Origin of the sequence: Alicyclobacillus tolerans (assembly GCF_048984885.1) — a bacterium.
Lineage (GTDB): Bacteria > Bacillota > Bacilli > Alicyclobacillales > Alicyclobacillaceae > Alicyclobacillus_I > Alicyclobacillus_I tolerans.
The window spans coordinates 885724-903395 of record NZ_JBMGNK010000002.1 but is presented as its reverse complement, the minus strand read 5'-3'; the positions used below and the strand labels follow the sequence as shown (position 1 = coordinate 903395).

The following is a 17672-nucleotide window of genomic DNA, read 5'->3' as shown; positions in this document are numbered from 1 at the left end:
TAACCATCCTTTTCTTGAAAAACCATCTATTGACCTTGGCAAACGAATATAAGTAACTTATGGATATAGGTTTTCCAAATCGTCAATTCGTTTTCCCACATAAGAGATAGCCTCTTGAAACGGCTGTTCAGTATTCATATCGATATCCATTCTTTGAAAAGCGTCTAAGGCGTGCACGCTTCCACCTAATTTTAAGATTTCCAACCAATTCGTCATCACATTCTCACCGCGTTCCAACCGAGCAGCCAGTACCGTAGATGCTGTCAAGCCAACCGCATACGTATAGGGGTAGAGACCACTGTAGTAATGAGCCTGTCTCATCCATGTCATCTCCGCGCCCTCATCCAAATGAACACTGTCACCCCAAAAATCTTTTAGAATGTCCAGTTGAACAGTATCCAGTACTCCCGCAGTTAACGGTTGCCCCTCATCAGCTAAACGATATAACCTGCGCAATAACTCAGCTTCAATCAAATGAGTAACAAAATTGTGGTGAAAAGTAAGTAGTTGCATACTGTGAATTTCAGCTACTGCTTGTTCGCCATGAGAACTTCGTAAATAATGCGCCAAAAGATGCTCATGAAAAGTGGAAGGAGCTTCAACAAACAGACGGCTTGAGGAACGATTTTGTTGAACCTGATGCTCAGCAGCCAAGACAGCGTGTCCAGCATGTCCCAGTTCATGCGCTACGATAAACATGTCATACAAGGTATGGTGATATGGAGCAAAAACATACGGATGCACACCGGCAATGGGATAACAATATGCGCCTTGTAATGCGCCTATATTATCGCCGCGATAAATCCAGCGTTCATAAAAAGCTCTCTCTATCAACTTCTGATAATCTTTACCGAGTAGAGAAACCGCTTCTGGTATACTCTTCGTCGCTGTTGAAAACGGAACATGTTCAGAATGCGCAACCAAAGGAGCCTTGACATCCCAAAAATGCAATCGCTCCATTCCCCAAACGCGACTGCGCAGACGCGCATATCTGCGCATTTGTGGAGCCAGCTCCTTCATAAACACGTTTAAAACTCGTTCAAAAAAAGAAACGGGTACTTGATCAGCCCAATCGCCAAAAGCTGTAGATTGATGTAATAGCATATCAGCCGTTGACGAATAGCCTCTCAATTTTGCTAGAGTCACATTTTTTTGGATTTCCGTTACCAATGACATAGCCAATGTATGGTGATAAGGTTTTAGACCCGCTACCAAAGATTCGTAAGCGCGTTGCCGAAACTCCTTGTCTGTAGATGATTCGGCACGGATTAATACACTAAAGGGTGTCACAGCAAATTCCTGTCCTTGTTCATCTGCCACAAGAGCAAATCTCATGTCAGCACCAGTCGTCGTTCTGTATAAGGTAGAAGGTGAAGACAGTACATCCCCCAGCGCCGCCAATGTATGTTCAACTTCCGGATGCAAAACGTGCGCCTTGCTTTCTGCCAATTCTCTTAAAAATAACTGATACGATTTACACTCTTCTGATTCCGCAAATCGATGCAATGTTTCTTGAGAAAGCTTTAATAATCCATCCCGTTCACGCGTCAATTGTTCTTCTACCTTCATTCGAACATTTCGAGCTCGGGCAAATAAAGCTTGATGAATAGGATCCGTTCCATCTTCACTAAATCGCAGCATCGCGTAACCCATCACTCTGTTACACTGCTCTAGCAAAGCATCACGAGCATGCAAATACTGCATCAACCGGGACTCATTCCACTCCATTTTTTCTGTATTTTCTCTCATTTGCTCTATAGTGTGATCGATGAGTTCCACTGCTTGTTGAAACTCATCTTCATTTTTGAAAATATCTTGCAGATTCCAAACTTCTTCTTCACGTATATCTTGACGTCGAACGCTCATCAAAAGCCTCCTCAACAGAAAAAGAATTCATACTTCTATAAATGTATTCATTTTTCAAACTTTATCTCCTTTAGATTTTTTTCGATTCATAGATAAAAGAAAGAAACCTAATAGGTCACATTGATACGCAGCCGTTTCTGACACTCCACAGACAATCGAAGTGGAGACTGCGGTATACGGGATATAGAAAAACAAGATAACAGTTCAGTTAATGGAAGCGGATCGGCCGTATCCGTTAGCCCTAATAGCCAACCTATCACCCCTATAATCTCCTCAGGATGAACTCCTGCCTGTCGCATGCCCAACAATGTGGCTGTTGAATTACGTTTGGCTATACGACGACCATATTCATCAAGCAAAAGTGGAGTATGTGCAAATGTGGGCGAGTCATATCCGAGTGCGCGGTATAACAACAGTTGGCGAGATGTCGAAGCCAGCAAATCAGACCCCCGCAACACATGGGTTATGCCCATAGCTGCATCATCCACTACGACTGCTAGTTGGTAAGCCATCAACCCATCTGAACGACGGACAATAAAATCGCCGCCTTCCGATGGACGGATGTTCACTTCTCCATACACTTCGTCCACAAAACCAATGTTCTGCTCAGGCACGCGAAACCGATAAGCAGGTGCTTTATGGCGGGCTTTTTCCACTCGTTCATGAGGCTTTAAATGACGGCAAATTCCTGGATATCGCGGCTCATCAGCAAACCATCCATGGGGCGCAATAAGCACATCCGCCAGTTCAGAACGACTGCAATAACATGGATAGAGCAAAGCTTGTTCTAAAAGCTTAGCAAACGCTGCATCGTATATCGTTTGACGATCGCGTTGCCGATAAGGCATATAGGGACCTCCGATATCTGGACCCTCATCCCAATCAAGACCAAGCCATTGCAAATCTTCTACAAGTTGATCGACAAATATCGATTTACACCGTTGCTGGTCAATATCTTCAATTCGCAGCAAAAATTCCCCACCCTGTGACCTAACATGCATCCAAGCAAGTACCGCGGTCAAAGCATTGCCTATATGCAGTAACCCTGTTGGACTTGGTGCAAAGCGTCCGCGCAAGATAACCTCCTCCCTTATCCATTTTTCTGTCCATGACGCCGTTTTGCCGTTCGCCATCTCCACCATACAACGAGCATCATCACTATGCCTATGCCCAAAACAACATACCACTCTCTATGACGTTCATCAGTCCACAAAACTCCTAAAAAGCGGCCTTCCAAAAGAAAAACAGCAGCCCAGAGAAAAGCACTAATGGAATTTAAAAGGGAAAATCTTATCATAGGCATACGTTCAAGACCAGCAATGTAAGGCACCAATACACGAATCACACTCACAAACTTTCCCCACAGCAGAATACTGATTTGATACTGTACAAACTTGTTTTCAGCCTTCTTTAGACGCGCTTCTGTAACACCCACCCAGCGTCCAAATCGCAAGATGACGGGACGACCCAAAAAATAACCTATCCCATAAGCGATGGTCGAACCAGCAATATTACCAAAGGCAGATACAAGCAATAGCGGAAGAAAAGAAAACATACCCTGCGACCATTCCACTCCAGCTAGAGTCAGCGTCGTTTCTGCAGGAAACGGAAAACCAATCATTTCCGCAAGTAAAATGATAAATAATCCCCCGTAACCGTACAGATGAAGAAGATGTTGGATGAAAAATACCCCCCTGTTTCTCAAACAAATAAATGCTGAGAAAAAAATTTATAGCCAAATGAACTTCTTACAAGTCCTGACTGTCTGTAATACTGTGACTATTTATAGAAAGAGGAGTGAATTCATGTTTCACGCGGCTTTACTCAATCCATTTGATACTGTTCTCTATCATCTCATCAACGGTCTAGCTGGACATAGCGTTTTACTCGACCAAGTCATGATTTTTTTTGCCAAGGATGCTCCAGAGATTTATGCGTTGCTCTTTCTTATTGCTTGGTTTACTCTTCCCAAACCAGATATCCAACGTCGACACGCTCTGATTATGGCAGGATTGGCAGGCATATTGGCATTGATCATCAATCTGATAATTTCACACATCTGGTTTCGGCCACGACCTTTTACTGTCTTTCCAAAAGGTTCGTTTAACCAGCTTATTCCTCATAGCAATGACGCTTCTTTTCCGAGCGATCATGCAGCTGGGAGCTTTGGTTTTGCAGCCGGCTCTTGGGGACATAATAGTCGATGGATTAGTCGAACCTTTACCGTTATCGCGATTATTGTTATGGTTGCCCGTGTCTTTGTTGGTGTACACTACCCAACAGATGTCATTGGCGGTATGATTATCGGTATTTTTTCGGGGAAAGTGTTGTGGAAGTTTTCGCGATGGATTTTTCCGCTTTCATCTTTCATTGCCAAGATTTTTCGATTTGGTCCCAAAACTACTGCAGTAACAAAAGAAGAAAAGCATTCTTCTACTCTATAATTTAAAATGAGATAACCATTAAAAAATGCGTGAAAAAGCAATGGATTCCTAAATACTCCCTTTAGGATGCCATCGCTTTTCCGCGTTTTCCTCGCTTCCTCCAAACTTCTCCTAACCATAGCGCTATCGTCCCTATTCCAATCAGCCAAAAGATACAAAAGAAAAGCAGACCAATCCAAGGAAGATTGCAGAAAGCCAACATCAGGCTAGAGCCCATCATTGCTCTTACCCATTCTGGACGTTTCTGATTGGATTCTCGCCAAAATAAATCTCCTATCCAAAGAGCAACAACAGATAAACCCAAAATCCCAGCAATTACGAACAACAAAACAGCAACTGCAGCAAGAGGAATGGCTATTAGTGTTACGGCCAAAAGCCCACTGACAGCCAGACAGATTACGGTCATCAGCAAACCAGCAATTCCCGCCGTGCGAGCCGAAGATTTTAAAATATTAAACGGTACCACTGTGTATTCTTGAAATACCCATGCAACTATTGTCGTTATAAGCAGCAAACCCATACTAAGCACAAGCATACCCATCCACAAAAGCAAAGCAAACATCCCGCCCAAAAGTACCCCGTTCCAAAACGGAGTGGACAGTGAAAGATGATATAACTGGTGAACATGCGCACCGTGATCGAGAAAAATTTGACCGCCTAAATCCACCAAGATATCTGCGCTTCCACTCGATGTCACGTGCACATTACCATTAATGACTGCCAAAATCTCATAGACATGGCCTGACAAATTGACGTTGTGTCCAAGAATAAGCGCATCGTCTACAACTTGACCGCGCGCAATGCTTGTATTTTGTTGACGGAAGATGGTATACGCGCTGCGCACAGCGTAAACATTTCGCAAATGAAAAAAGGGTACCAGACAGACAAGGACTGCCACAGCGCCAATGGCCAACCCCATCCACCAACGTTTCTTCATAGTAGAACCTCGCTTTGTAGGCCTCGTAACAACTTTTTCAAACCATAAACTGACCCCAATAAACAGACGACACACAAGAACGCAAACACACCCAGCCAACCATAACTCAATGGTATAGGCAAATGGCTTAACCCGTGAAAAATATCATATACAAGCGTTAACAAGGCCCTACATATCAGTCCGAAAGGTGACAACAGCAAGGCTAGACAACAAACTGATCCCACGGAAATGATCAGTATGTAGATTATAGCCAATCGTTGAATCTGCTTTTGACGTCGAATATCCCAAATTTTTTGCATCACTTGCTCATGCAGATGAACAGGAGCAACCAGGGAAAGGAGATACTCCTGAACATCCACATCCACATCGTCCGTAAGTTTTTCGTCTTCTGAGGAATATTTCATTACAAAGTTCCCCTCTCTTCTTTTAAGATTTCACGCAGACGTGAGCGTGCATAATGCACGCGCGAACGAACCGTTCCAATGGGTATATCCAGCAAAACAGAAATCTCATCATATTCAAGTTCATGTACAGCACGTAAAATAGTTACGATTCGATGCTCTTCCGATAATTCACGCAAAGCCCGTTCTATATCCATACGAGTATCTATTGCTGGATGGGGATCGTGTGGCGTGGAAATTTTCTCAGAATCCAATTCAACACTGGGCCATTTTTGTTTGGCCTTCAAACAGTCAATTGCTGTACGAATTGCAATACGAATTAACCAAGTAGAGAAGGCTCGTTCGTCTTGCAATTTCTTTAGAGATTGAAAAGCTTTGATAAACGTTTCCTGGGTTACATCCTCCGCATCTACCCGGTTTTGCAAAATCCCATAAATTGTACTATAAACGTAATTCTGATAATTTTTCACAATACAACTGAACGCTTCATAGTCTCCCCGACGTGCTTTGCGAATGAGGTGAATATCTTCAAAATCCAAATAGACACCACCTCCATTCGCAACACATCGACTATTTCTCCAGAGACCCTGTGTCATCCTTGACAACCTTACAGACATGAACAATAAAGAAAAAGTTCATTGCTAAACATCAATTTAGGCCTGATAAATTTGACTTCCTGATTCACGAAATTCTTTTGCCTTTTCATCCATACCCGCACTTATGGCAGATTCTACACTTAATCCTTTAGCTTGCGCATATTCTCGTATGTCTTGCGTAATTCTCATGCTGCAAAATTTCGGTCCGCACATCGAACAAAAATGGGCAGTTTTAGCGGGTTCAGCAGGCAATGTTTCATCGTGATATGCGATTGCACGCTGTGGATCCAACGAAAGATGGAATTGATCACGCCAGCGAAATTCAAAACGCGCTTTCGATAATGCATCATCCCGCTGTTGAGCATGCGGATGACCTTTTGCCAAGTCTGCCGCATGTGCAGCAATTTTATAAGCAATGACACCTTCCTTTACATCATCTTTATTAGGCAATCCCAAGTGTTCTTTGGGAGTTACATAACACAGCATAGCAGTTCCAAACCAACCAATCATGGCTGCTCCAATCGCCGATGTAATATGGTCATATCCAGGCGCGATATCCGTGGTTAGTGGACCGAGTGTATAAAAAGGTGCTTCATGACAAACTTCCATTTGCCGATCAACATTTTCCTTAATTTTGTGCAGAGGGACGTGTCCTGGCCCCTCAATCATAACCTGGACATCGTGTTGCCAAGCTATTTTTGTCAATTCACCAAGTGTTTCAAGCTCGGCAAACTGAGCTTCATCATTCGCATCAGCAATAGAACCTGGACGCAAACCATCTCCAAGCGAAAATGATACGTCATACGTCTTCATAATTTCGCAAATCTCTTCAAAATGCGTATATAGAAAGTTTTCTTGATGATGCGCCAAACACCAGGCAGCCATAATCGAACCGCCTCGAGAAACTATCCCTGTAACACGTTTGGCGGTCAGTGGTATATATCGCAGCAATACTCCGGCATGGATGGTAAAATAGTCCACACCCTGTTCGGCTTGCTCTATTAACGTATCTCGATAAATTTCCCACGTTAATGCTTCCGCTTCTCCTCCCACTTTTTCGAGAGCTTGGTATATTGGTACTGTCCCTATAGGTACAGGAGAATTACGAATAATCCACTCGCGAGTAGTATGGATATTTTTTCCTGTCGATAAATCCATGACTGTATCAGCACCCCAAAGTGTAGCCCATTTCATCTTATCTACTTCTGCCTCAATTGAAGAGGCTACAGCAGAATTCCCAATATTTGCATTGATTTTTGTGTAAAAGTTGCGACCAATAATCATTGGTTCACTCTCGGGGTGATTGATATTGGAAGGAATAATAGCGCGTCCGGAAGCAACTTCCTGACGGACAAACTCGGGATCTCTTCCTTCACGAATTGCGATAAACTCCATCTCGGGCGTCAATATTCCTTTTCTGGCATAATGCAACTGGGTTACATTGTGACCCTTTTTGGCTCGAAGAGGTTTACGAAGCAATCCAGGAAATATCTCTTGCTGAGAAGAGCCCGAAGATGCTTTTATACCATTATCAATAGGGAGAACTTGGCGCCCTTGATATTCCTCAACATCACCTCTTTCTAAAATCCATGGACGACGAATAGGAGCTAAGCCAGTTCGAATATCGGTATCACTATGAATATCGGTATAGGGTCCACTGGTATCATAAACTCGAATTGGCGAGTTTTCTTGTTTTCCAAAACGTCCCGTAGAAGGAGATAACTGAATTTCTCTCATAGGTACTTGCAAATCTGACCGCGTTCCTTGGATATACACTTTTTTACTACAAGGAAAATAATCAATTTTTTCTGTCATCATAAACACTCTCCCACTAAGAATTAATGTTTTCTTCTATTTACTCACTCATTCTCACGATTACGTACCTTGACAACTTGAGAGGAAGCGTCGGAATGTTAAATGTGCCAATTTTCAAACGGATACTCCGTGGCAGGAACAGAGATTGGCGTTAATTTACCAATACATGGAACATAATGATGTTCGCACCTTTGGATGTCCACGCTGTCCCTTGCGGTTTACCCTCCCATGTCACACTGGGTCTGTGCCCTCACATTCCTTCGTACTACCTCTCAAGGGGTGGATGCCGTTTCTTGCTCCTTTACTGGGTCGTTGCCCTTACGGTGTATGTTTCTACGGCTTATCCGTGCTTCTGTTTGTCTTGGTGTTCATCGTTCATAAGCAAGTAAATCGAACTGACGAGTTTGATTCGATTAAGCAGCCATCTGTATTTGGGACTTCCGAATGGGTCCCAATAAATCCTCGGCGTTGTACTGAACTTGCCTTGTGCCCAATGTGTGCAGAACACGAATGAGCTTTCCACACAGCGCAATGAGCGACTGTTTCTTTTTCAACGGATTACACGCTCGTGTCGTGTAATAGTGGTGCAGAGCCTTAAATTCGGGGTTCGTGGCAACCATCGGTAATACCGCTCGGAAGTGTAATGCCCTCAGCCGAGAACGACCACGTTTGGAGATGCCAGTTTTCCCTTTTCTCTTGCCAGAACTGTTCTCTTTCAGATTGAGACCGGCTAGCCGAATGATCTGCTGCCCATGGTCATATCCTTGGAGATCGCCGACTTCAGCCAGGAATCCGGCAAGTGTCGTGACACCCATCCCTGGCACACTCAGCATCTCTTCAGTGCCTGGAATCTGGTTCAGCAGTTGTTCCACCTGAACCATGATTTCATCACGCTGCCGTAAAAACATTTCATATTGCTCCAGCAGAGCCGTCAGTTCCAACCGAGCAGCCATGAGCCCCTCTTTAAGACCAATGGACTTCTCAGCGGCTGAAACGAGCCGTTTCGCTCGCTTCATGCCTACAGCCCGCCTTACACCGCTACTCTTCCACTGATTCACAATCTCGCTGGCGCCTAGCGAGGTGAGGTCCTGTGGAAGCGGGGACTTACGCAGTGTAATGAGAGATGCCTTGCCTTCCCAGTCCTTAAAAACCTGGGTATATTCCGGAAAGAACCGGTCGAGCCAGTTCTGAATCCGCTGCTGTACCTGACCTAAGTTCACCATTACCTTCTCTCTCAGGTTCATGAGGATCCGCAAATCCGCATAAACGCCAGTCGGAAGTTTAGGTTCGGTGTACTTGCCGTCTTTCACCAGATTTGCAATGACCTTGGCATCCTTGTAGTCATTTTTCGTGGGACAGTTATCCTCCAACTCTTTGCTCTTGTTAACGTGGTGCGGATTCAACAGCACGAATCGTACATCCAACTCTTGGATGAAGGCGCCTAACGGGAACCAGTAGTGTCCGGTCGGCTCAACTCCAAAGACGATATCCGTCTTGCCATGCAGCCGTTGTAACTCCTTCATCCACGTTACGAGTTTCGCCAGACCCTCATCATCGTTGGCAAAAACGCATTCCTTACCGAGCTCAATCCCACGAAAATCAATGGCTCTCGCTACATGTGTTTCCTTTGCAATGTCAGCTCCCACAATCAGGGTACAATCGGTAATTTGTTGAATTCGTTGATTTTGCTTCTGCTGCATCTTATACTTCACGTTGAGCGTCCTCCTCAATTAGGGAATGAATGTATCCTGCATTCGGAACCCAGCATACAGGAGGCGCTCTTTTCATTTCAAACCCGAAATTAATTCATTACAGGAATGGCTCCTTGGATATAAAATTTTGAATATGAAAAAAGACCGCCGGATAGTGTTTGCGGCGGTCTGCACAACCTAAAGGTATAAGTGCAATTGAATTCCTACGCTGGCATTATCCAGATCAGGTTGACGGTCGGTGTCCACAAACACCCTCTCAGCCCGGTTTGCCGAGCTCCCGTTTGCATGAAATTGTAAACTCAACATACCACGGTTTGTGACATTCGACAATCTTTAAAATTGGTGAATGTTTAGAGGTTGGGTTTGAAGCTGCCCTCCTGATTCGATTTCAATCGTGGAAGAAGTGGTAAAAATAAATTTTCCTTGACGCAGATTAGATAATAGAGGGAGTAGTGGTGTTAGGCTATAAAGATGGACACAACGAATCAAGAATGTAAGAATAAGGAGATTCGAGGTGAGCCACATGACACGGAAGTACGATAAGGAATTTAAACTTCACGCAGTTCAATTGGTTTTGGAGAGTGGAAAGCCAGCAAGCCAGGTGGCTCGAGAGCTAGGCGTATCGCAAAAAATGTTGTATGGCTGGGTGACGAAGTATAAGGAGGATCCTGCTACTCCGTTCGTCGGATGCGGGCCGTGAGGTTCAACGTCCGACAGGATCCTTATTTTATCACTCGGATCGTGGCAGCCCATACACCTCTCATGACTACCAGGACAAACTGCGAGAGTACAAGATGATTGGAAGCATGAGTCGCAAAGGTAACTGCTTTGACAATGCGTGCATCGATTCGTTTCATAGCATGATCAAGCGAGAACTCGTCTACCTGGAAAAGTTCAAAACCAGGGAGCAGGCAATACGGCGGATCTTCGAATACATCGAGGTTTGGTACAACCGGGAGCGGATTCACTCATCCATTGGATTCCTGACATCAGTTGAGTACGAAAGAATATATTTCCAAATATTGAGAACCAAAGCAAGCTAAGTGGGACAAAAGTAATCATGTCAGAATATGAAAACTTATAATTTCTCTATTCTGGGGTGTCCATTCTCTTGAATTAATACCAATCCGATGCGATACCCCTCACTTTACACTGTCTAAATTACATGGTGTAATCCTATATCGGACAACTTACCTCTAAGCCGCGTAATATTTACAGACTAAGTATTATTGTCACCAAAGTTCACCTCATCCCAAACTGCCGACAACAGAGTATCGCGCGAAACTGTCTTTCCTTCAGACTCCAATAGAACCCGAAGTAACCCCAGTTCAGTTACGGTGAGTGATTTAGAATTGCCTCGCCAAGAGACTTGTCCGCGTCGAGTATCCAGACTAATTCCGTGTTTCATGATCTTATCCCGAGGCGTAAGGAACACCTTTAGCAAATCCCTCGTCAATCAATAGTTCGGTGGTTTATACTGACTATTAGCATGGTTCGAATTAAGACTTACTATGCTTGTTAGATAAAGATCTAGTTAAAGAAATAGATGAGAGTTCTTCTAAGTGTTAAGTCATTCTATCTTCTTATATAACAGGGGAATTTTAAGTTAAAGAGTGAATATATGTCGAGAGGATGATTCTAAGTGAATCGAAAGCTGTATCAATATGGAATGATTATGGTTGGAGTTGTTGCTACGCAAATCTTATCGTCAATGACTGTCTATGCGGCATTCAATTCCAATTCTAACACAACACCTGCTGCTGGGAATCTGGCCACAACAGGTAGTCACACAACCCCAGCAGTCGGGACACAAGCTCCAATCATTCATTATGCACAAACAAAAATTACAATTACTGGAAATTTAACGATAGATCCTGTACACATTGTTTCTAATGACCCTTGGACGGGAAAGGCAACAAGCTGGGTTCCTGTATTTTATTTGCAAGAGGTTTTAAATTCAGTTGGGGTTCAATCCAAGTGGGATAATGGGGATAATCTAGACATTTCGTATATTTCCAATAAACATAAAGTTCATTTGAATGGTACTTCAATTTCGGGATCCATTCCTTTAGGACAAATGCAATTTTCCATTGGATCAGATGTAGATGGTTTATTAAGATCTCCCAAATTGGTCGCAAAAGACCCGTATAGCGGTGTATATACGACCTATGTGCCGATTTATTATGCAAGCGTATTTTTGAAAAAAAATTTATTCATTAATTCAACTTGGAACGGATATAAATGGGACCTTTTTTCATCTAAATAATTTTAGAGTTACCCAAGCTCAAGGATTAAATTGAGCAAAATCATCCTTATTAAAGGACAGAATAGCTATGTTCATTAGATTGACATAAGGATTATAGATAGAGTCAGCTGGAATTGCCATGATATTAAGTTAATAAAACAGATAATCTCATAAAAAGAAATTGTATGTATTCATTTTGTAACATGATTACTTTTGTCCCACTTAGCTTGCTTTGGTTCTCAATATTTGGAAATATATTCTTTCGTACTCAACTGATGTCAGGAATCCAATGGATGAGTGAATCCGCTCCCGGTTGTACCAAACCTCGATGTATTCGAAGATCCGCCGTATTGCCTGCTCCCTGGTTTTGAACTTTTCCAGGTAGACGAGTTCTCGCTTGATCATGCTATGAAACGAATCGATGCACGCATTGTCAAAGCAGTTACCTTTGCGACTCATGCTTCCAATCATCTTGTACTCTCGCAGTTTGTCCTGGTAGTCATGAGAGGTGTATGGGCTGCCACGATCCGAGTGATAAAATAAGGATCCTGTCGGACGTTGAACCTCACGGCCCGCATCCGACGAACGGAGTAGCAGGATCCTCCTTATACTTCGTCACCCAGCCATACAACATTTTTTGCGATACGCCTAGCTCTCGAGCCACCTGGCTTGCTGGCTTTCCACTCTCCAAAACCAATTGAACTGCGTGAAGTTTAAATTCCTTATCGTACTTCCGTGTCATGTGGCTCACCTCGAATCTCCTTATTCTTACATTCTTGATTCGTTGTGTCCATCTTTATAGCCTAACATCATTGTTATAACTTCTTAAAGTCGGGGTTTTGTGCAACCAAGTGGAGCATCGAAAAAAACAGGTGCTTGCGTAACAACGAGTTTCCGCGCTTGGAGAGCTTGATCTTTCCTTGTTGCGCTTCGTCGTGGAGAAATTAACTCGTACAACCTCAATACCCTTCCGATTCAGCCAATTCGCGATACTAAACCAGTAATGACTCGTTGATTCCATTCCAGCAATGACATCATTCATACCATGAGTTTGTTGCATCATAAGGATAATGTGATAGAGTTGTTCAAAACCACTCAGGAAAACGGAGAACTCAATCGCTCGTTTCGCCAAGGTAACTTCACGAAAAGTCGTTGCTTGAGCTACATGCTTTTCCTTCGCAATATCGATTCTGGCTACCAATGTTGAACTGGAAATCCTTTCAATCCGTTGATTCTGTACAGTAATTTGTCTAGACTTCATCTACGACGCCTCCTCGATGGGTTTTAGGGCTTTAGACCCCGCATACATTCATCGTTTCGTAGGCGTTTCTATTAGACAAAGTCTATATGTTAGCGTATACAGGAATGTTTAAGAGATAAGTTATTATTGCATTGATATCGCGTTGTAGCTGAGGAGAGATTGTACCATGTTTATCGAAGGTGAAGAGTACCGTAGACGTGAATTGCATGCAAAGTTCGGAGGACAACAGCAAGGTGGAATTTCAATTCCAACTCGGTTCCCATTCATTATGATTTTTACCGGCGATTCGGGCAGTGAGTTTGGATATAGCGATGGTTGGCAGAGCGACGGGGCCTTTTATTATACCGGCGAGGGTCAGGAAGGGGATATGGAATTTACCAAGGGCAATAAGGCAATTCGTGACCATGTCAAAGATGGTAAAGACCTGCACTTGTTCAATTATGTACGGACGGGATTCGTTAAGTATCTTGGACAAATGCAGTATGTCGGTCACCATAAGCGAAGGAGTCACGATAAGAATGGGAATGACCGAAAGGCAATTGTATTCGAGTTGATTAAAATTCAACAATTAACTAACCAGTCAGAAGAAACTGAGGACCCTGTCATTTCTCAGATAGATTCACTTTACGAACTTCGACAAGCAGCACTAGATTCGTCATCGGTTCAGTCCACTGTGTCAGCGCGTATTGTTCATACACGTAAACGTAGCGAAGCTATCCGATTATATGCATTGAAGAGATCTCAGGGAGTCTGCGAAGCTTGCAATGAACCAGCACCGTTTCTCACTGTTAGGAATGAACCATATCTTGAGGTCCACCATCTGCGTCGCCTATCTGATGGCGGTCCTGACCATCCAGAATGGGTTGCAGGGATTTGTCCAACTTGTCATCGCCGGGCGCACTATGCTATCGATGCGCAGAAATTCAACTCTGGCATCGCTCAAAAAATAAAAGACAAAGAGAGAGAACCTAACCCTATACAACGTGGATGACGGCGTTGAAATAAGATAGAAAGTCGCAACAATGACGCTTGTGACTCTTCCATAGAAATCATCGACAAAATCAGAGTCCAGTAAGAGACTAGCTTATGAAAACGATGGTTCACCTTTTATCTAGATGGAAAGCCTCGGACGGACATCATCCGTGATTACAAGTTAACTCTATTAGCACTGGATAAGTGGATATTGCAAAATTAAACTTAAAAATTGTTTCAAGGTGAGTTATCATGAACGAGGCTCGGCTCCACGTCACAATTCCACAGGTTAGTTAGGAATACTGGTAGTTGTGAAGCATCCTTGCCAATCAGAGCTACATTGTGATGGAGCCGATACTATGAAGAATTGCACAAAGTATGTTGGTTTAGACGTTTCAAAGGACTTTATCACAGTGGCCATCGCAGATGAAGGGCGAGAATATTCTATGTGAATGTCTCCTCCGTTGCTTGTGATGACATCTACATGAAAATACCTAAGGCTTCCGTGAATCGGCGGGCGCACTCTGTGCGAAAACGAAATACACCAGAATTGCTGCAATCGTCGGCAAACGCATGAAGCCAAAAGACAAAATGCAACCACGGAACCCAACGAACTGGTAACCCCAGGCGTGCCTGTAGACACCGACGTGATGGCTGTATCATATAAAAAAGGAGCCTATCTGCTTGTCAGCAACCGTTACAATGCGCCTTCTGAGGTAGTGGAGCATGGCTGAAAGCGCTGGTGTATGGAAGTCATGTTTCTTCGCACGGTAAAGCAAGAACTCGGAATGCTGGGTTGCCATTCACCAAACGAAAACCATATTCACGCTCTCATGACACTGTTATTCACGGCTGAAACGCTAGTTCGGTACATACCCTGGTAACAAAAAAAGCTGGAGAAGAAGATTACACACGGCCAAGTGATCCGCAATCTAATCTGCATCCGTTGTCGTATCCGTCAAGCCGCTCGCCAAAATGAGCAAGACTCGATCGTAATCGTTCTTGACACAACTGCGGAATGTTTTAAAAGACTCATCTACAAGTTTTGGCCAACTAAACTGGAATTGAGATGGTTTGAAGCTACCGATACCCACATATATGGTTAAAAGACGAAAGTTCCTTTTCTCAGGGATAGAATTTGAGCAAAGATTATTTTTTTTCTGGAGCACCTTGTGTATAGGAAACAATATGTAAATCAACGAATTCAGCGTGATCGAGAATGTCATCAATAGGACTTCTTTTCCACCTTGCTAATCCATATTCACGACGAATGGGTTGCCCCATAACCAATTGAGATACCCCTAATGCTTTGGCAATTTCTACAATAGTTGTGCCTACCTTTTTAGGTAGAGAATGTCGAATCAAAAACGTCGCAGAAAATTGTTCTGCCAGAGATTGAATGTTTTGAAAGTCTGCTTGTTCTTTGTCACTCAAGGTTTCACTCGTTTGAACTACAAGTACATATAATTTAGCTTCCAGCCTATCAGCAACTCTCCAGCCTCGTCGTATTAATTTTTCTGAATGTGAACGATAATTAACACAAACCAAAATACTTTCCGATTCCATTGCCCTGATTTGATGTCGATCTTGCTTCGCATGTAATTTCTGATCTACATCATCTGCTACTTCTAGTAAAGCTAGTTCACGTAATGCAGCCAAATTGGTAGATTGAAAAAAATGTTGTATAGCCGATTCAATTTTATCTATATGATAAATTCTTCCTTCCATTAATCTTTGTTGCAACGTTTCTGGTGTCACATCAATGAGCTTAATCTCTGTAGCTAATTTCATAAACCAATCAGGAATTCGTTCGCGTACCTTGACACCTGTGATATGTTCAACGCTATCTTTTAGACTTTCTAAATGTTGAATATTAACTGCTGTCACTACATCAATGCCGTGTTCGAGTATATAAAGTATATCCTGATATCTTTTTTTATGAATACTTCCAGGAATGTTTGAATGAGCAAGTTCATCAATTAAAACAATTTCCGGTCTTCTTTTTAATATGGCTTGTACATCTAACTCCGGATATCCTCGCCCCTCATAGCGAATAATTTGCTGAGGAATCACTTCCAAATTGCCGATTTGTTGGCGTGTATCCTCACGACCATGTGTTTCAATTAGTCCTATAACGACATCTTTATTTTTAGCTTTCCAGTCATGAGCATCTTGAAGCATCCGATACGTCTTGCCGACTCCCGGAGCGGCTCCAATATAAATCGTTAGGTTCCCGTATAAATTTCGAGAACGTGCAATTCGGTTACTCGCTGAATAACGCGCCGCTACTTCGCCAGGCGTTAAATCCCGCCATCCAACAATTCTCAAGTCTGTATATCGTAATTTACGAAGCAAATAGCGAACAGGTTGATGCCATTGCCACTGAAGAAGACGTTGTCTTGAGGGAGCCGGTTGCCCCAAAACGATTTGCGTAACCTTGTATCGATCCGCCATTTTTAAAATTACTTCCCCTATGGGACGATCATTTTTGGATTCAACCAACCATTCTGCACCATTTTCTTCGGCTAATTGCCGTATTTTCTCCATTTCTTTTTTTTCTTTGTCAGAAAGTAAATCTTCCGCTGTATCCGCAATCGCCAAGACATAGAAATCCGCCTTTAAGCGAATAGCCATTCTTTGGCCTCTTTGAATCAACAAAATAGCTCTTTGATAATGGCTGACACAAACCATAATGACCTCACGCACGCCAACCGGTCCGGGTATTTTCTGTCGTGAATAGGATTTCTCCAACCGTTCTTCCACATCATCAGCAACAGTTCGAAGTGCAAGTTCACGTAATCCAGATAAATTTTCTTTCTTAAAAAAATGCTGAAGAGCTTGCTGAATTTGATCTTTAGGATAGATACTGCCGTCACGTAAACGCTGTCGCAACGTTTCCGGCGTGACATCTATTAATGACACCTCTTCAGCTCGACGCACAAATGATTCCGGTATCAGTTCTCGCACCTTTATGCCGGTAATTTGTTCTGCTTCCTTATGTATTCCCTCAATATGTTGAACATTGACTGCAGTCAGAACAGAAATTCCGTTATCCAACAAAAATTCAACATCCTGATAACGCTTAGAAAAAATTGAACCTGGCGCATTACTGTGCGCCAGTTCATCAATAATGACAAACTCAGGTCTGCGCCTTAAAATCGCTTGTAAATCTACTTCTTTGTAGATAGATTGCCCTACCTTTATCTGTAGTGGAGGAATCATTTCTAATCCATCCAATTGTCGATAGGTTTCCTCTCTTTGATGTGTCTCAATGAATCCAATGACTACGTCATTTCCTCTTTCAAGTAAGAATTTAGCTTCTCGCAACATGGTGTATGTTTTACCAACCCCTGGAGCGGCTCCAATAAACAATTTAAGCACGCCTTTGCGAGTAACATCTTTTTGCATCCTAACACCTCGTCT

Annotated in this window: 16 protein-coding genes, 2 pseudogenes and 1 riboswitch; of the genes and pseudogenes, 5 read left to right on the top strand and 13 right to left on the bottom strand. The window is 43.1% G+C overall.

Annotated elements, in window-relative coordinates; genetic code table 11:
- Positions 1-57: 57 nt before the first annotated feature.
- The 3 genes from ACOJUR_RS04530 to ACOJUR_RS04520 all read right to left on the bottom strand — a co-directional run bounded on the left by ACOJUR_RS04530 (position 58) and on the right by ACOJUR_RS04520 (position 3571).
- Positions 58-1866 (bottom strand): M3 family metallopeptidase, encoded by a 1809-nt coding sequence (locus ACOJUR_RS04530; RefSeq protein ID WP_420949358.1) that lies wholly within the window; start codon positions 1864-1866, stop codon positions 58-60.
- Positions 1867-1973: 107 nt separating this feature from the next.
- Entirely contained in the window at positions 1974-2942 is a 969-nt protein-coding gene (gene gluQRS, locus ACOJUR_RS04525; RefSeq protein WP_420949357.1) for a tRNA glutamyl-Q(34) synthetase GluQRS, read from the bottom strand.
- A gap of 14 nt (positions 2943-2956) precedes the next feature.
- Positions 2957-3571, bottom strand: coding sequence for a DedA family protein (locus ACOJUR_RS04520; RefSeq protein ID WP_420949356.1), 615 nt, complete (start codon positions 3569-3571; stop codon positions 2957-2959).
- A 100-nt stretch (positions 3572-3671) separates the two neighbouring features.
- Between ACOJUR_RS04520 and ACOJUR_RS04515 the strand changes: the two genes are divergently transcribed.
- Complete coding sequence (locus ACOJUR_RS04515; RefSeq protein ID WP_420949355.1) at positions 3672-4310, top strand: phosphatase PAP2 family protein; 639 nt, start codon at positions 3672-3674, stop codon at positions 4308-4310.
- Positions 4311-4371: 61 nt separating this feature from the next.
- Here the strand turns inward: ACOJUR_RS04515 and ACOJUR_RS04510 are convergent, their stop codons facing one another.
- The 5 genes from ACOJUR_RS04510 to ACOJUR_RS04490 form a co-directional block, all read right to left on the bottom strand.
- Positions 4372-5247 (bottom strand): hypothetical protein, encoded by an 876-nt coding sequence (locus tag ACOJUR_RS04510; RefSeq protein ID WP_420949354.1) that lies wholly within the window; start codon positions 5245-5247, stop codon positions 4372-4374.
- On the bottom strand, positions 5244-5651 hold the full coding sequence (locus tag ACOJUR_RS04505; RefSeq protein WP_420949353.1) for a hypothetical protein: 408 nt from the start codon (positions 5649-5651) through the stop codon (positions 5244-5246). The genes ACOJUR_RS04510 and ACOJUR_RS04505 overlap by 4 nt, the downstream gene beginning before the upstream one ends.
- Positions 5651-6187, bottom strand: coding sequence for an RNA polymerase sigma factor (locus ACOJUR_RS04500; protein WP_072873909.1), 537 nt, complete (start codon positions 6185-6187; stop codon positions 5651-5653). Before ACOJUR_RS04500 ends, ACOJUR_RS04505 begins: the two co-directional genes overlap by 1 nt.
- A gap of 114 nt (positions 6188-6301) precedes the next feature.
- A complete protein-coding gene (gene thiC, locus ACOJUR_RS04495; RefSeq protein WP_420949352.1) occupies positions 6302-8059 on the bottom strand; it encodes a phosphomethylpyrimidine synthase ThiC in 1758 nt (585 codons plus the stop codon).
- A 413-nt stretch (positions 8060-8472) separates the two neighbouring features.
- Positions 8473-9771, bottom strand: a complete 1299-nt coding sequence (locus ACOJUR_RS04490; protein WP_420949351.1) for an IS110 family RNA-guided transposase — start codon at positions 9769-9771, stop codon at positions 8473-8475.
- Between the two features lie 183 nt (positions 9772-9954).
- Positions 9955-10062: riboswitch (TPP riboswitch) on the bottom strand.
- A 232-nt stretch (positions 10063-10294) separates the two neighbouring features.
- Here ACOJUR_RS04490 and ACOJUR_RS04485 point away from each other — a divergent pair.
- Together ACOJUR_RS04485 and ACOJUR_RS04480 are read left to right on the top strand one after the other, a co-directional pair.
- Entirely contained in the window at positions 10295-10471 is a 177-nt protein-coding gene (locus tag ACOJUR_RS04485) for a transposase (RefSeq protein ID WP_420950499.1), read from the top strand.
- A gap of 4 nt (positions 10472-10475) precedes the next feature.
- A pseudogene (locus ACOJUR_RS04480) lies at positions 10476-10814 on the top strand (IS3 family transposase); the annotation flags it as partial.
- A gap of 176 nt (positions 10815-10990) precedes the next feature.
- Here ACOJUR_RS04480 and ACOJUR_RS04475 read toward each other — a convergent pair.
- On the bottom strand, positions 10991-11179 hold the full coding sequence (locus tag ACOJUR_RS04475; protein WP_420949350.1) for a winged helix-turn-helix domain-containing protein: 189 nt from the start codon (positions 11177-11179) through the stop codon (positions 10991-10993).
- Between the two features lie 234 nt (positions 11180-11413).
- Between ACOJUR_RS04475 and ACOJUR_RS04470 the strand changes: the two genes are divergently transcribed.
- On the top strand, positions 11414-12037 hold the full coding sequence (locus ACOJUR_RS04470; RefSeq protein WP_420949349.1) for a hypothetical protein: 624 nt from the start codon (positions 11414-11416) through the stop codon (positions 12035-12037).
- A gap of 201 nt (positions 12038-12238) precedes the next feature.
- Here the strand turns inward: ACOJUR_RS04470 and ACOJUR_RS04465 are convergent.
- The 3 genes and pseudogenes from ACOJUR_RS04465 to ACOJUR_RS04455 form a co-directional block, all read right to left on the bottom strand.
- Positions 12239-12577 (bottom strand): annotated as a pseudogene (locus ACOJUR_RS04465) (IS3 family transposase); the annotation flags it as partial.
- A gap of 4 nt (positions 12578-12581) precedes the next feature.
- Positions 12582-12758 carry a transposase gene (locus ACOJUR_RS04460; RefSeq protein ID WP_420950499.1) on the bottom strand — a complete coding sequence of 59 codons (177 nt, stop codon included), beginning with the start codon at positions 12756-12758 and terminating at the stop codon, positions 12582-12584.
- A 54-nt stretch (positions 12759-12812) separates the two neighbouring features.
- Complete coding sequence (locus tag ACOJUR_RS04455) at positions 12813-13277, bottom strand: IS110 family transposase (protein ID WP_420949348.1); 465 nt, start codon at positions 13275-13277, stop codon at positions 12813-12815.
- Positions 13278-13443: 166 nt separating this feature from the next.
- Between ACOJUR_RS04455 and ACOJUR_RS04450 the strand changes: the two genes are divergently transcribed.
- Positions 13444-14268 (top strand): HNH endonuclease, encoded by an 825-nt coding sequence (locus ACOJUR_RS04450; RefSeq protein WP_420949347.1) that lies wholly within the window; start codon positions 13444-13446, stop codon positions 14266-14268.
- Positions 14269-15398: 1130 nt separating this feature from the next.
- On the opposite strand, the gene ACOJUR_RS04445 is transcribed toward ACOJUR_RS04450, so the two are convergent.
- Positions 15399-17657, bottom strand: coding sequence for a histidine kinase (locus ACOJUR_RS04445; protein WP_203115185.1), 2259 nt, complete (start codon positions 17655-17657; stop codon positions 15399-15401).
- Positions 17658-17672 lie beyond the last annotated feature (15 nt).

What these genes read in the sequence shown, in the direction of transcription:
- ACOJUR_RS04530 (WP_420949358.1), bottom strand. Translation starts at nt 1,866, where the DNA reads ATGAGCGTTCGACGTCAAGATATACGTGAAGAAGAAGTTTGGAATCTG.
- ACOJUR_RS04515 (WP_420949355.1), top strand. Translation starts at nt 3,672, where the DNA reads ATGTTTCACGCGGCTTTACTCAATCCATTTGATACTGTTCTCTATCAT.
- ACOJUR_RS04510 (WP_420949354.1), bottom strand. Translation starts at nt 5,247, where the DNA reads ATGAAGAAACGTTGGTGGATGGGGTTGGCCATTGGCGCTGTGGCAGTC.
- ACOJUR_RS04505 (WP_420949353.1), bottom strand. Translation starts at nt 5,651, where the DNA reads ATGAAATATTCCTCAGAAGACGAAAAACTTACGGACGATGTGGATGTG.
- thiC (WP_420949352.1), bottom strand. Translation starts at nt 8,059, where the DNA reads ATGACAGAAAAAATTGATTATTTTCCTTGTAGTAAAAAAGTGTATATC.
- ACOJUR_RS04485 (WP_420950499.1), top strand. Translation starts at nt 10,295, where the DNA reads ATGACACGGAAGTACGATAAGGAATTTAAACTTCACGCAGTTCAATTG.
- ACOJUR_RS04475 (WP_420949350.1), bottom strand. Translation starts at nt 11,179, where the DNA reads ATGAAACACGGAATTAGTCTGGATACTCGACGCGGACAAGTCTCTTGG.
- ACOJUR_RS04460 (WP_420950499.1), bottom strand. Translation starts at nt 12,758, where the DNA reads ATGACACGGAAGTACGATAAGGAATTTAAACTTCACGCAGTTCAATTG.
- ACOJUR_RS04455 (WP_420949348.1), bottom strand. Translation starts at nt 13,277, where the DNA reads ATGAAGTCTAGACAAATTACTGTACAGAATCAACGGATTGAAAGGATT.
- ACOJUR_RS04450 (WP_420949347.1), top strand. Translation starts at nt 13,444, where the DNA reads ATGTTTATCGAAGGTGAAGAGTACCGTAGACGTGAATTGCATGCAAAG.
- ACOJUR_RS04445 (WP_203115185.1), bottom strand. Translation starts at nt 17,657, where the DNA reads ATGCAAAAAGATGTTACTCGCAAAGGCGTGCTTAAATTGTTTATTGGA.